Source organism: Pedobacter folensis (genome assembly GCF_056490665.1).
In genome coordinates this window covers 1,431,211-1,444,653 of the sequence record NZ_JBWJIF010000001.1, presented here as the reverse complement: position 1 = coordinate 1,444,653, position 13,443 = coordinate 1,431,211, and the positions used below count along the sequence as shown (strand labels likewise).

General features: G+C 40.9%; 9 protein-coding genes. All 9 read left to right on the top strand.

All coding sequences use genetic code 11. The features are described from left to right. Window positions 1-170 precede the first annotated feature (170 nt). Window positions 171-3,254 carry a SusC/RagA family TonB-linked outer membrane protein gene (locus AC04QZ_RS05740; protein WP_478356944.1) on the top strand — a complete coding sequence of 1,028 codons (3,084 nt, stop codon included), beginning with the start codon at window positions 171-173 and terminating at the stop codon, window positions 3,252-3,254. Window positions 3,255-3,265: 11 nt separating this feature from the next. Then, the gene (locus AC04QZ_RS05735; RefSeq protein WP_478356943.1) at window positions 3,266-4,921 is read left to right on the top strand and encodes a RagB/SusD family nutrient uptake outer membrane protein; all 1,656 of its coding nucleotides are present in this window, start codon (window positions 3,266-3,268) and stop codon (window positions 4,919-4,921) included. 166 nt (window positions 4,922-5,087) lie between these two features. Continuing rightward, complete coding sequence (locus tag AC04QZ_RS05730; protein ID WP_478356942.1) at window positions 5,088-7,073, top strand: glucosidase family protein; 1,986 nt, start codon at window positions 5,088-5,090, stop codon at window positions 7,071-7,073. A gap of 4 nt (window positions 7,074-7,077) precedes the next feature. Further along, entirely contained in the window at window positions 7,078-8,454 is a 1,377-nt protein-coding gene (locus AC04QZ_RS05725) for a hypothetical protein (RefSeq protein WP_478356941.1), read from the top strand. Window positions 8,455-8,569: 115 nt separating this feature from the next. Then, window positions 8,570-9,133 carry a porin family protein gene (locus AC04QZ_RS05720; protein ID WP_478356940.1) on the top strand — a complete coding sequence of 188 codons (564 nt, stop codon included), beginning with the start codon at window positions 8,570-8,572 and terminating at the stop codon, window positions 9,131-9,133. A gap of 350 nt (window positions 9,134-9,483) precedes the next feature. Beyond that, window positions 9,484-9,888 (top strand): hypothetical protein, encoded by a 405-nt coding sequence (locus AC04QZ_RS05715; protein ID WP_478356939.1) that lies wholly within the window; start codon window positions 9,484-9,486, stop codon window positions 9,886-9,888. Between the two features lie 61 nt (window positions 9,889-9,949). Further along, window positions 9,950-10,876, top strand: a complete 927-nt coding sequence (locus tag AC04QZ_RS05710; RefSeq protein ID WP_478356938.1) for a sugar phosphate isomerase/epimerase family protein — start codon at window positions 9,950-9,952, stop codon at window positions 10,874-10,876. 321 nt (window positions 10,877-11,197) lie between these two features. Next, window positions 11,198-12,100, top strand: coding sequence for an alkaline phosphatase family protein (locus tag AC04QZ_RS05705; protein ID WP_086546774.1), 903 nt, complete (start codon window positions 11,198-11,200; stop codon window positions 12,098-12,100). A gap of 18 nt (window positions 12,101-12,118) precedes the next feature. Further along, window positions 12,119-13,441: a DUF6055 domain-containing protein gene (locus AC04QZ_RS05700; protein ID WP_478356937.1), complete on the top strand. Its 1,323-nt coding sequence runs from the start codon at window positions 12,119-12,121 to the stop codon at window positions 13,439-13,441. Window positions 13,442-13,443: the final 2 nt, after the last annotated feature.

Sequence of the window (13,443 nt, the reverse complement as noted above, 5' to 3'; positions counted from 1 at the left end):
AAATGGCCTGGTTTTGTTAAAGTAGTCTTCTGCTGAATCCGGTTTTTTTTCAAAAGACAAAAATAAGTTTTGCAATTCTGATAAAAGATCGTTTATATTTACATAACAATAGAACAGAATAGACTAGATTAACTAGGCTATCTTTTTATTCCAACCAAAATAAACCAAATATGAACTTAAAACTTACTTTTCAAAAGTTAGGCTATCCCGATTTGCTCTGGAAAAAGCTTATTTTATTACTGCTCTTTTTTGCTATTTGTGTCCCCTCGTTTGCCCAACAACAGGTTTCGGGCAGGGTAACAGATAATGGCCTGGGCTTACCCGGTGCTTCGGTTAGGGTAAAGGGAAGCCAGCAGGGGATAAAAACGGATACCGATGGAAGATTTAAATTAAGCGTTCCAGCTAATGCCATTTTAATATTCAGTTATGTGGGTTACACCGATCAGGAAATTACGGTAGGTGATAAAACCAACATAGAGGTACAATTGGTCGAAACCTCCGGCGCTGGCCTTAATGATGTGGTGGTGGTAGGTTATGGTACCAAGAAGCGGGCTAATTTAACGGGTGCGGTGGCCACTATCAGTGGAGCTGAACTGGCAAAATCGCCTTCGACCAATTTAACCAATTCTATTGCCGGTCAGGTTCCGGGCCTTATTGTAAATACCAGAAGCGGCGAGCCGGGTAATGATAATGCCGATGTGTTTGTCCGTGGAAAAAGTACTTTAGGCAGTACAGGTGCATTGGTGGTAATTGACGGGATTCCAGACCGATCGGGCGGTTTTGCCCGGTTAAACCCGGCTGACATCGAATCTTTTACGGTGATCAAAGATGCAAGTGCGGCCATTTATGGTGCCCGTTCGGCAAATGGGGTAATCCTCATCACCACAAAAAGAGGTAAATCGGGTCGGCCAGTGTTTTCAATTGGCACCAATTGGGCTACAACAGAACCTACACGTGTGCCCGAAATGCTGAACGCTTACCAATATGCACAGGCGACCAATGAATATGATGCGCTGGTTGGTCAGCAATTAACATGGAAAGCAGAAGATATTGAAAAATTCCGAAACGGATCTGATCCGCTGGCTTATCCCAACAGCAATTGGTGGGATGCCGTAATGAAAAAACGTGCCTTACAGCAAAATCACATTCTTTCACTTAGTGGCGGAACAGATAAGGTGAGTTATTTCTTTTCCGGTCAGCACCAGAAACAGGATGGTATTTATAAACGCGATGCCGCTTATTACACACAAGACCAGGCGAGGGCAAATGTAGATGTGAATGTGACCGATAATTTTAAAATGGGCGTGGATGTGAGTTACCGTAACGAATTCCGCAATGCAGCTAAACGTGGTTATGATGCAGGAGGAATTTTCAGGGAGTTATGGTTAGCTTATCCTTACCTTACCCCGATATACGACAATGAGCTTGTTGGTGTGGGTATTGGCGGCGGTCCGGATAACAGTATGGTTTACATTACTTCGGGAGAGGCCGGATATCAAAAATTCACCACTGATTACCTGCAAACTAAAGCATCTTTTAGCTGGAAGCTGGATAAAGTAAGCAAGGGACTTTTTGTGGATGGGTACTATGCGTTTGATAAAACGATATCGAAAACCAAATCGTTTACCAAAACACCACCACCCGCATACCGCTATAATCCGGCTACGAAAGGTTATACCCAGGTTATTTCTTCGATTACGCCGTCATTATTTGAGCAGCGGGGCGATATTAACCAGGGTTTATTAAACTTAAAGTTAGGTTATTCAAAAACAATCAGCGATCACACTTTTGATGCCTTTGTCGCTTTCGAAAGCTTTAAAGGAAATACCGACATCATTAACGCTAACCGGTCTAATTTCCTGAGCAATAGTTTGGATCAGCTTTTTGCAGGTAGCCTTATCGGTCAGCAGAACAATTCGAGTGCTGCCAAGGCTGCACGTGTGAATTACATTAGCCGTTTCTCTTACAATTATAAAGGTAAATACCTGTTAGATTATACCATGCGTTATGATGGTTCTCAGAATTTCCCGCAAGGAAAACGTTATGGTTTTTTCCCGGGTGTATCGGCAGGATGGCGTATTTCGCAGGAAGATTTCTTCAAGTCTGAAGTGATTAATGAACTGAAATTGAGGGCTTCGTGGGGCAAGACCGGTAATGATGCGGTTTCTGCATTCAATTACTTGCAAACCTACCTGCTTGGCAGCGGTTATGGTTACTCTTTGGGTGCCGGCGCTTCGCAGGTTTCTTCACTTATTTTAGGACCAACCCCAAATCCGAACATTACCTGGGAGCTGGCCAATACCACCGATATCGGTTTGGAAACACAGTTTTTTAAGGGAAAGTTAGGGGTTAATATCGATGTATTCAGATCGCTGCGTTCTAACATTCTAATCACCAGAAGTGAATCTGTTCCAGGTTATACAGGCTTGACATTACCAAGTGAAAACCTGGGAAAAGTATTAAACCGGGGGATAGAAATGGAGGTTTTATACCACAACAACATTGGCGATTCTTTTAAATACAACGTGAGGGGCAATATCACTTTCGCCCGGAACAAGGTGATTTTTATGGATGAAGCTGCGAATATTCCCGATTATCAGCGTAAAACCAATATCCCGATTGATTCGTGGTTTTTGTACCAGAGTGATGGTATTTATCAAAATCAACAGGAAATTAACAGTACACCGCATCCGGCAGGTACTGGTGTAGGCGACATCAGGTATAAAGATATAAACAACGATGGTGCAATTAACGACCTGGATAAAGTGAGAACGCCGCTTACCCGCACACCAGAAATTATGTTTGGTACTTCGGTTGGTGCAAGCTGGAAAAACATAGATTTTACGCTTTTCTTTCAAGGGCAGGCAAGGGCTAAATCTTACCTGGCACCGGCGGGTTTAAATATGGTTCAGGAATTTTTTGAAGAAAGATGGCAAAACCCCGGCGATAATCAATATCCAAGAAACTTTAGCGGTCCAACCGGCAGGACATTCGGAGTAAATACCCTTGAATCGGATTTGTGGTTAAGAAATGCAGCCTTCGTAAGGTTAAAGAACATTGAGCTGGGTTATACCTTCTCAAAAACATGGATTGAAAAGATAAAAATGCAAAATGTAAGGCTTTACATCAGCGGAACCAACCTTTTTTCTATCGATTGCTTCGGGCCATCGTTTGATCCAGAAACCCCAAGTAATTCAGGACAGTATTATCCACAACAGCGTGTGATCAATATTGGCGCAAACATTACCTTTTAAAAAATTATATCATGAAATTGAACATCAATAATTATAAAATCAACAGCATGGTTTTACTCATCTGTATACTGCTGTTAATCGGAGGATGTAAAAAGGCGCTTGAGCTGCAACCTTTAAACGCTTACTCAGAAAAGGATGTGTGGACCGATCCAAAATTGGTTCAGGTTTTTGTAAACAGTATTTACGATCAAACCGTGCTGGCTTACCAGGATAGCGGACTAGGCTGGGGCGCGCAAACCGATGAGCTTTACGGAAACTTTAACTGGACCAATGAAAACCTATATGTACGGGGGGAGGCCACGCCAGATAACCAAAGCTCAGGATCGCTGAACCACTGGAACAAAATGTATGCTTCTATCCGTTACAGCAATATATTCTTTGCAAATATTAATCAGGTAACAGGAGGGGGCGATGCGGTTAAAACCATGAAGGGCGAAGTATATTTTTTACGTGCTTTGGCCTATTTCGAACTGCTGAAAAGGTTTGGAGGTGTACCGCTGATTGTTAAGGTTTACGATGTGAACGATAAAAGCTTTAGCGAAAAGAGAGCCACCTGGACCGAAACAAAGGATTTCATCCTTGCCGACATAACGGAGGCTTTAAAAACCCTGCCAACCGTTTATGCCAATAGCAATGATAAAGGTCGTGCTACCGCAGGAGCAGCTCTGGCCTTAAAATCGAGACTTTTATTGTATGCTGCGAGCCCATATTTTAACAAAACAAACGATAAGAAGTTGTGGGAAGATGCAAAATTAGCTGCCAAAGCCGTAATTGATTTCGCTACACCTAAATATGCTTTATATGGCAATGCGGCCAATGGTACCTATAACAAAACTTATCTCGATTTTTTCAATTCAGAAATTATCTTTTCGAGGGTATACAGCGGCCTGGTGAGAGCCGATCGTTACAATACCGTGAGCCGGGATCTGAGCCCAAATGGTTATAATGGTTACAGCGCTTACAATGTGGTGCAACAAATGGTCGATGATTTTGAAATGGCCGATGGTACCAAATTTAGCTGGAGCAATCCGGCACAGGCAAAAGAGCCGTACCTGAACAGGGAGCCCAGATTTTATGCGACGATTTTGGCCAATAACCAGCAGTTTAAAGGGCGTTTAACCAGCTTTTACGAAGGTGGTGATGATTCTCCCCAAAGTCCTTATTCTCCATGGAATGCATCTAAAACCAGGTATTGCGTGAAAAAAATGGTAAACGAGGCCTTCGACTGGAATGTTCAGGATTACGATGCCAGCCAGTGGGTGGTTTTCAGGTTATCAGAAATCTATTTGAATTATGCTGAAGCCTGTGCTGCACTGGGTGAAGATGGCGAAGCTTTAAATTACCTGAATAAAATAAGAACCGAAAAAGCGGGTATGCCAGTGGTAAGTGGATCGGGAGCGGTATTAATGGATAAGATTAGACATGAGCGCAGGATAGAGCTTTGTTTTGAAGGACACCGTTATTTTGATATCAGAAGATGGGGGATAGCGGAAATAGGTTCAGAAGATGCAAAAGGAGTAACCATTACCAAACAAGCAAATGGTACTTTTACCTATGCATTAATGACGGTTCAGGAGCGTACCTGGGCACCAGGTTTTTATTTCTATCCCATACCCAGAAGTGAAATACAAAAGAACCCTGCCATTGTGCAAAATCCAAATTATTAATTAAATGCTATTTTTAATGAAGGTTGTCTCTTAAATAATAGAATTTGTCATCCTGAGTCTGTCGAGGGCCTTATTGAAAAATTTAAGGCGTTTTCGACAGACTCAACGTGACAGATTTGAAGAAAAATTGTATTGATGAACAGACCTCCATTTTTCCCTTTTTGATATGAAATCTTTCCCGATAAAATGTATACCCTTCATCCTGTTTTTGCTATATGGTTTTAATGTAAATGCCCAGGATTTACGCTGGCACCTGCAAAAGAACGGGGGCATTGAATGGACTGTTAAAAAAAATGCCAAACATACCGATCAGATAGAAATGAGCGGGAAACAAATTTCTGCAATAATTACCTATGGGGTAAACGATAACAATAACCTGATCTTAAAAAGAAAACTCGTATTCCCGATGCTGCGGACGATCCCAAACGATACCCGGGGTAGTTTGATCAGGGATTTCGATCAGGTAATACCTCCCGTTTTGATTGACGGAACCCCTTTAAGGGAGCAACCTTTGGCTTTCTCAATCAATGGTTCGGTAAAGGTTAAATCTGAGATCGGAAATGTGAGTGTATTACGGGAGCTCTTTCCATCAACTGATAAACCGGCATTTATTGAACACACGGTATTTAAAAATAAGGGATTGAAGCCAGTCGAAATTGTTGTTCCTGAGTTTGACCAAACAGATAGCACCGCACGAAATAAAGGTGTTTATGGTACCTATCTGCTCCATACAAAAATATTTGGTGCCGGCAGGTTTATTTTAAAAGCGGGAGAAGAACAAAGTTATGCCATTGTTTATTCTGCAAGGAAAACAGCCGATCAACCTTATACTTTTTCATCAGCATACGAATTGTTAAAACGTCGAAATTTTGTAAGCGAAATGACGCAACAACTGGTGCTGAAAACGCCAAATGATACCTTGAACCAGATGTTCGCTTTTGCTAAAATCAGGGCGTCTGAAAGTATTTTTGATACGAAAAATGGTTTAATGCATGGTCCCGGTGGTGGATCTTATTACGCTGCAATCTGGGCAAATGATCAGGCAGAATATATGGATCCGTTTTTTCCTTTTTTGGGCAATGCTGCGGGGAATGAAAGTGCTAAAAACAGTTTCCGCCTGTTTGCCAAATACATGAATCCCGAATACAAGCCAATTCCAAGTTCGATCATTGCCGAAGGAACAGATCAATGGAACGGTGCTGGCGATCGCGGTGATATGGCTATGATTGCTTATGGTGCATCGAGGTTTGCACTGGCTTACGCGGATACCGCTGAAGCGCGACAATTGTGGCCGCTGATAGAATGGTGCCTGGAATTTTCAAGAAGGAAAAAAAGTGCAGATGGGGTAATTGCTTCCGATTCGGATGAGCTGGAAGGCAGGTTCCCGGCTGGTAAAATTAACCTGTCAACCAATACACTGGCTTATGGCGCATTGATCAGTGCAGCTGATCTGTCAGCAAGTCTTGGCGATAAAACGACTTCAGCAAAATTGCGTAAAGAAGCTTCTGCATTAAAAACAGCCATAGAGAAATATTTTGGTGCCAAAGTGCAGGGATTCGATACCTACCGCTATTATGAAGGAAACGATAAGCTTCGGTCATGGATAGGAATGCCCCTGGTGATGGGAATTTACGACCGGAAAGCACAGACCGCTAAGGCATTATTGTCTGATTATCTGTGGACAAAAGACGGGATGTTAAGCGAATCGGGATCAAAAGTATTCTGGGACCGTTCGCTTTTATATGCGGTACGCGGTTTGTTTAACGCCGGAATAACCGATACAACCATGAAATACCTGAAATACTATACCGCCAAACGTTTGCTGGGCGAACATGTGCCTTATGCTGTTGAAGCCTGGCCAGAAGGAGATCAGCGCCATCTTTCGGCAGAGAGTGGATTATATTGCCGGGCCATAACCGAAGGATTGTTTGGTATACAACCTACGGGCTTTAAATCATTCCGTTTGTGCCCTTATCTTCCTTCAGACTGGAAGCAAATGTCGCTTAAACACATCAGGGCTTTTAACAGCGATTTTGGCATTACGGTTTCCAAAATTGGAGGAAAAATCAGGATTTTGGTGGAGCAGGAAACGGGCAAAAAACAGGAAATCAACTGGGACGGAAAACAGGCTGTAGAAATTAACTTATATTAAACACATGAAAAGACTTCTTTTTGTACACTTTTTTCTTTGCCTATGCTGTGGCGTTTGTGCCCAGGGCGGAGTAACTTTTAAATCAACTGATGCTGCTTTACAAACCGCATTTATTCGGGCGAAAGAAATGGCATTGAGTTACAAAGGTAAACCTACCGATCCGGTTGGCCCCTGGTATGAATCTGCATTGCCGCCAAGATCGGCATTCTGTATGCGCGATGTCGCTCATCAGAGCATTGGAGGGGAGATACTGGGCCTGGCTAAGGAAAATAAAAATATGTTCAGGCTATTTGTCAATAATATATCCGAATCTAAAGATTGGTGTTCTTATTGGGAAATTAATCATTTAGGAAAGCCAGCCGTAGAGGATTACCGTAATGATACAGCGTTCTGGTATAACCTGAATGCGAATTTTGATATTTTAAATGCCAGCTGGAAGTTATATTTATGGACAGGAGACCTTGAATACATCAATGGCGCAGGGTTTAAAAACTTTCACGAAAAATCGGTAACCGAATATATCAACCGCTGGGTATTGCAGGCAGATTCATTGCTGAAAAGGCCAACACATCCAAATGCCCCGGTACCTTTCAATGATCACGATGCTTTTCATCGGTGCCGTGGTTTACCTTCCTATTCCGAAGGTGTACCCAATATTAAAATGGGAGTTGATCTTGTTGGTGCCATCTACAGGGGTTTAATGTCGTACGCAGCCATGCTTGATTTAAAAGGACAACATGATCAAGCCAAACAGTTTAAAGAAAAGGCTGCAGCTTATCAGAAAAGTATCGATGCTTTGTGGTGGAATGATCGTGTTTCTCGGTACCATACTTTTTATTCGAACGACAATAAGTTCGGTATGGATGAAGGAGAAACCTTTTTACTTTGGTTCGATGCCTTAAAAGCGGGTGATCGTAAAGAAAAAACCATACAACATTTATTGTCAAAAGACTGGAATGTAGAAAACCTGTCGTATTTCCCTTTAATCATGTACCAGAACGGACAGGCCGAAAAGGCTTATGGTTATTTGTTGCACCTAACCGATCCTGCAACATCCAGGAGGGAGTATCCTGAAGTTTCTTTCGGGGTAATTAAAGGTTTTACAGAAGGATTAATGGGGATAGAAGCTGACGCAAGACTTAATCAGATCAGCACTTTATACCGCGGCCATAAAACAACAAATTCCGAATTAAAAGATTTACCTGTATTAATGACCTCAATCACAGTAAAACATGAGGGGAATATGGCTACCACGTTAACCAATAACGGCCAAAAGAAAATTCTTTGGCTGCCTAAATTTTTAAATGATCAGGGAAAAGTCATTGTAAAAAAAGCGGTTTGGGTGAAACCAGGAGGCTCAGTTAAACTAAAAAGGGCTTAACTGTTTTAATAAAGCTATTCATTTTTTTATCATGACGTAGGGGTAAATCCAAATGTCGTTGTCATACTTTCAAAACACAATAAATATTCAATATTTAAAAACAAAAAGTATGAAAATGAACAAGTTTTATTTATTAGTTGCTGTTATGGTTATTACAGCAGGAGCGGCAAAAGCACAAGATTCTGACCTGGTATTTGGTGTAAAAGGTGGTGTAAACTATGCCACATTGCCAACAAGTGTAAAGGCCATAACAGATAAAAAAGGTAAGGTAGGTTATAATTTCGGGGTATTCGCCCGGGTTGGGAAATCGCTATATTTTCAACCCGAATTGAATTATGTTAGCTTTAAGAGTTCATATGTTTATGCCGCTAACACTTACACGCCCAAATTTAACCAATTAAATTTGCCGCTTATGGTAGGTTACAAGCTTATCGATACCGAAGCCTTAAATTTTAGGGTTTCTGCAGGTCCTGATGTTAATTATACCCTTAACGAAGCAAAAGGTCCAGTTGGCTTTGATTATAAAAAGCTCAATTTCGGCGGTGTACTTAATGCTGGGGTAGATATAGGCAACATCAGCATCGATGCCAGATACAGCAGGGGCCTTACCAAAATTAATAAGGGATTAGGGGAAAAAAGTGGTTTATTTAATCTCTCTGTTGGGTTTAAATTATTTTAAAGCGTAAGTTCATCAATCCGTAAAAATATCCTTATTGTAATTATAAAATTTGCCTTTCAGTATATTCTGAAAGGCTTTTTTGTGTTCTTACCAATGTCATTAAAGGAAGGAGAAAACAAAATAGTTATTAGCGGGCGCTTTAAGATTGCTTCGTTCCTCGCAATGACGATCATTCTATGCATGCTGTCAATGGTAGCCAGTTAGTGTTGGGCGAGGTCGAAGTAAGGGGCAAACGTTTTTTTAAACTAGTGAAAATCTTCGACTATCCGTCCCGATTTATCCTAGCATGTGGACACGTCTTTTGATTTTTTTTATGCATTTTGCTAACTAACTTTAATAAAATTCAGGCTTTGCCGAAGAACGCCGTCAATCCCAAGTGGCAGGAAAATCAAAAAAACAGTTGCAGATTAGACCAAATGGTACTACCAAACCTTAAACGCAGTGGTTTTGTGTTCATAAGCGCTGATTCAAAGCTTTCAGAAGAATTGAACACAAAACAAAGTGCTGCTGTTTTTTTGATGAGCGTGGATGGTGAGGAGCCACATTGCCGGATTGACAAAGCGTTTTGGGTACTTTGGCGCTCCAAAGTACCATGCCACCGCGGCAAAGAGCGGAAAATAACAAAAAATTATCTCCAAACTATTGTTTATAGCGAATCAGATAATGTTGATGACAGCATGATAATCACCTTTAGAATATGTGCAAAAAAAGCAGGCTTTAAAAGTGTGTCTCCACGGCCATTAACCACCTTTTGATATGAACTAAATGCTTTAAAAACTAAAAATGTGTAACTTGAATCCGTAAAACCTATATCAAATGAAGTATAACCGACGCGATTTTATTGGTGGTAGCATGGCACTCACATCTGCTTTATTTTTAACGCCAACGGAAACTTTTAGCACACCTTCTTCCGGCTCTGAAAAATGGGCGGATGGTTTCGCGCTAAAAATTATGGCGCCTTATTGGGGTTTTAATGGCTCGGTAACTGATTTTTGCAAAAAGGCAAAAGATTCTGGTTATGATGGAATCGAATTCCTCTGGTCGCCGGAAATTGCTGAAGAATTATTTAAAGCGTTAAAAAAATACCAATTAGCAGTTGGTTTTCTTTGCCGTGGCGACGAAGCCCTTCCGGCACCACACTTTGCAACTTTTAAAAAAGTACTTAAAGAAGCGATTGAGCATCAATATCAAAAACCCTTGTATATCAATGTTCACTCCGGAAAGGATTTTTTTCAATACCAGGACAACAAAAAATTCATTGATTTTACCGTTCAGTATGCTAAAGAAACGGGTGTTCCGATTTATCATGAAACCCATCGTTCCCGTATGCTTTATTCGGCTCCGGCATCCTTGCCATATTTGCAGGGAAATCCTGATTTAAGGCTAACGCTCGATATTTCTCACTGGTGTAATGTGAGCGAGAGTTTACTCGAAGATCAACCCGAAACTGTGGCACTTGCCATTTCACGTACCGATCATGTTCACTCCAGGGTAGGCCATGCAGAAGGGCCGCAGGTAAGCGATCCACGAGCGCCTGAATGGAAGCAAGCCGTTGAAGCCCATTTCGCCTGGTGGGATAAAGTAGTCGCCATAAAAAAGCAACAGGGCAAAATCCTGACCATGTTAACTGAATTTGGGCCGCCCAGTTATATGCCAACCATTCCGTTTACCAACCTTCCGGTTGCCGATCAATGGGCAATAAATGTATACATGATGCAGGTTTGGCGAAAAAGATATTTGTAAGTTTTTAAGGATAATTTAAGCCTGTTTGTTGCTCAGCGTAATTACTAGTTTCTCTTCATTCGTATATTTTAGAAAGATATAACAATTATTTTACCTGATGTTTAATATTATTAAACATTTGTTTAGTAATTATGTGCTATAATTTAATGTAGAATATCATCGTTATATCCATTTAGATCAAATGTTGCTAAGTAATGGCTTGATTAATAGTTTATTTAGCAATACTTACTTTTGGCCAGGTTTTGTGTTTCCATACAAACCGCATTTTGATTTTCTATAATTTATATTTACCATATCAATTTTATATCAAGAGATTAATTTATGAGAAAAGTTTTTTTAACAGTGATGGTGTTGTCCTTACTATCACTTTCAGCTATGGCACAGCGTAAAGCTACACACGTTTTAATTATTGGCCTTGACGGTTTCAGTGCTGAAGGATTTAAAACAGCCAAACACCCCAATCTGGATAAACTGTTTGCTGATGGTGTACTTTCTTTAACCACCCGACCAGTAATGCCATCGGTTACACTACCAAACTGGACCAGCCACATGACCGGCTCAGGTCCTGAAGAACACGGAATTACCGCAAACGACTGGACCTTGCAAAAACACACCTTACAGTCAATAGAAACTGATCAGGATGGTTACTACCCATCGATATTTAAAGTACTGAAAGATGCTGTACCCAATGTTAAAACCAGTTATTACTACAACTGGAAAGAATTAATTAACCCAATCAATCAAAAATACCTGGATGAGGTATCTTTTGAAGAAAAAGATCAATATAAAGACAACTACCAGAAAGCTTACGATTTCATGGTAAAAAACAAACAAAACCCTACACTTACCTTTTTATATAGCGTACACACCGATCACGCGGGCCATGGTTTTGGCTGGATGACACCTGAATATATTACGGCTATAGAGCAGGCAGATGTGGCAATAGGTGCTTTACTTGAAAAATTAAAAGCTGACGGAATTTACAAAGACACACACTTTTTATTGATTACCGATCACGGCGGTATAAATAAAGGTCATGGTGGTATCTCCATGGCTGAAATGCAGGTGCCTTGGGGCATCACCGGGCCACAGATTAAAAAAGGTGGTTTAATTACTTCTTTTAACAGCAATAAAAATACCGGGGTAGTACTGGCTAAAATTTTTGGCGTAACCAAACTGCCTGAATCCTGGACAGGAACGATACCCAAAAACGTATTTAAATAAGGTTCATTGTTGAAATAGATGATCAATCCACTTAAACGAGTATACACCGTATTGGCAATAGTAGCGCTTCCACTCATTGGAAGCGCTCAAAGCAGCGTTTCTGGCTTAAAAACAGCTAAGAAGGTTTTTATTCCGAAAAATGTATCGAGGGTACCTTATAACAACGACTTTAATGACGATAACAGCACTTTTAGCAATAAAAGAAAAGTAGAGTCAGATAACGTTGTAATCTTTTGGTCAAAGGAATTTGGAGATGATCCGATGCAGAATAAGGATACGACAAAAACATTCGATGTCAAAAAATCGCTGGTAGAAACGGAGCGTTTTTACAATTATTATATTGATCAGCTGAAAGTATTAAAAAAGGGAAAATCGGTTTCTGATCGCTATAAGGCACTGGTTTTTATCTATGGCGGCAATGACGCTACTGCCTACGGATGGGGAAAAGATAGTGTAGCCATTTTATGGACACCTGCTGTACGCGTACATCGTTATCCTTATGGGGTATTGGCGCACGAACTAGGGCACTCTTTTCAATTTTTGGCCAGCTGCGATCATGGAAGCGCTTTTAATGGGGCGATAAACGAAATGGGAAGCCAATACCTCTTATGGCAGGTCTATCCGGATTGGGTAGATTTTGAACACTTCCATTTATCTGCATTTTTAAAACAAACTAACCTGGCTTTTCTTCATCCCGAAAATCAGTACCATTCGCCTTTCTTGTTAGAATATTGGTCGGAAAAACATGGACTGGATTTTTATGGAAAACTATTAAATAGCGTAAACCCGGGAGAAGATCCTGTAATGACTTACAAACGCATCACCAAAATAGATCAGGAACAGTTTAATGATGAGGTTTTTGATGCATCAAGCAGGTTTGTTACCTGGGATTTAGACCGTGTGCGCGAGGTAACGAGTAAATATGCCAACAAACACAAAACCGTATTTAATCCATCAGCAGATGGCTGGTACCAAATCAGCAAAAAAGACTGTCTCCAAAGTTATGGGTATAATGGCATAAGGCTTAAAGTACCTGCGGTTACTTCCGTTAAACTTGAATTTAAAGGAATGGCCGGTGCAACTGGCTCCCAAAATATTAACCCCGAAAATGCCGGCTGGAGATATGGGTTTTTAGCTGTTAAAGAAAATGGTGAAAGGGTTTACGGAAAAGTATATCGTTCGAATGAAGGATCTTACCGCTTTAAAGTGCCAGCTAAAACTGCCTATTTATGGCTTGTGGTCAGTGCTGCACCAACAGTACACGTTAAATTGCCAAGAAAACCCGATTTGATCAGCGAATGGCCTTATCAGATCAAGTTAACCGGCACCGATCTGTATTAACG

Excerpts from the sequence above, each read along its gene's own strand:
- AC04QZ_RS05720 (WP_478356940.1), top strand. The coding sequence starts at position 8,570 with ATGAACAAGTTTTATTTATTAGTTGCTGTTATGGTTATTACAGCAGGA.
- AC04QZ_RS05740 (WP_478356944.1), top strand. The coding sequence starts at position 171 with ATGAACTTAAAACTTACTTTTCAAAAGTTAGGCTATCCCGATTTGCTC.
- AC04QZ_RS05725 (WP_478356941.1), top strand. The coding sequence starts at position 7,078 with ATGAAAAGACTTCTTTTTGTACACTTTTTTCTTTGCCTATGCTGTGGC.
- AC04QZ_RS05735 (WP_478356943.1), top strand. The coding sequence starts at position 3,266 with ATGAAATTGAACATCAATAATTATAAAATCAACAGCATGGTTTTACTC.
- AC04QZ_RS05700 (WP_478356937.1), top strand. The coding sequence starts at position 12,119 with ATGATCAATCCACTTAAACGAGTATACACCGTATTGGCAATAGTAGCG.
- AC04QZ_RS05705 (WP_086546774.1), top strand. The coding sequence starts at position 11,198 with ATGAGAAAAGTTTTTTTAACAGTGATGGTGTTGTCCTTACTATCACTT.
- AC04QZ_RS05730 (WP_478356942.1), top strand. The coding sequence starts at position 5,088 with ATGAAATCTTTCCCGATAAAATGTATACCCTTCATCCTGTTTTTGCTA.
- AC04QZ_RS05710 (WP_478356938.1), top strand. The coding sequence starts at position 9,950 with ATGAAGTATAACCGACGCGATTTTATTGGTGGTAGCATGGCACTCACA.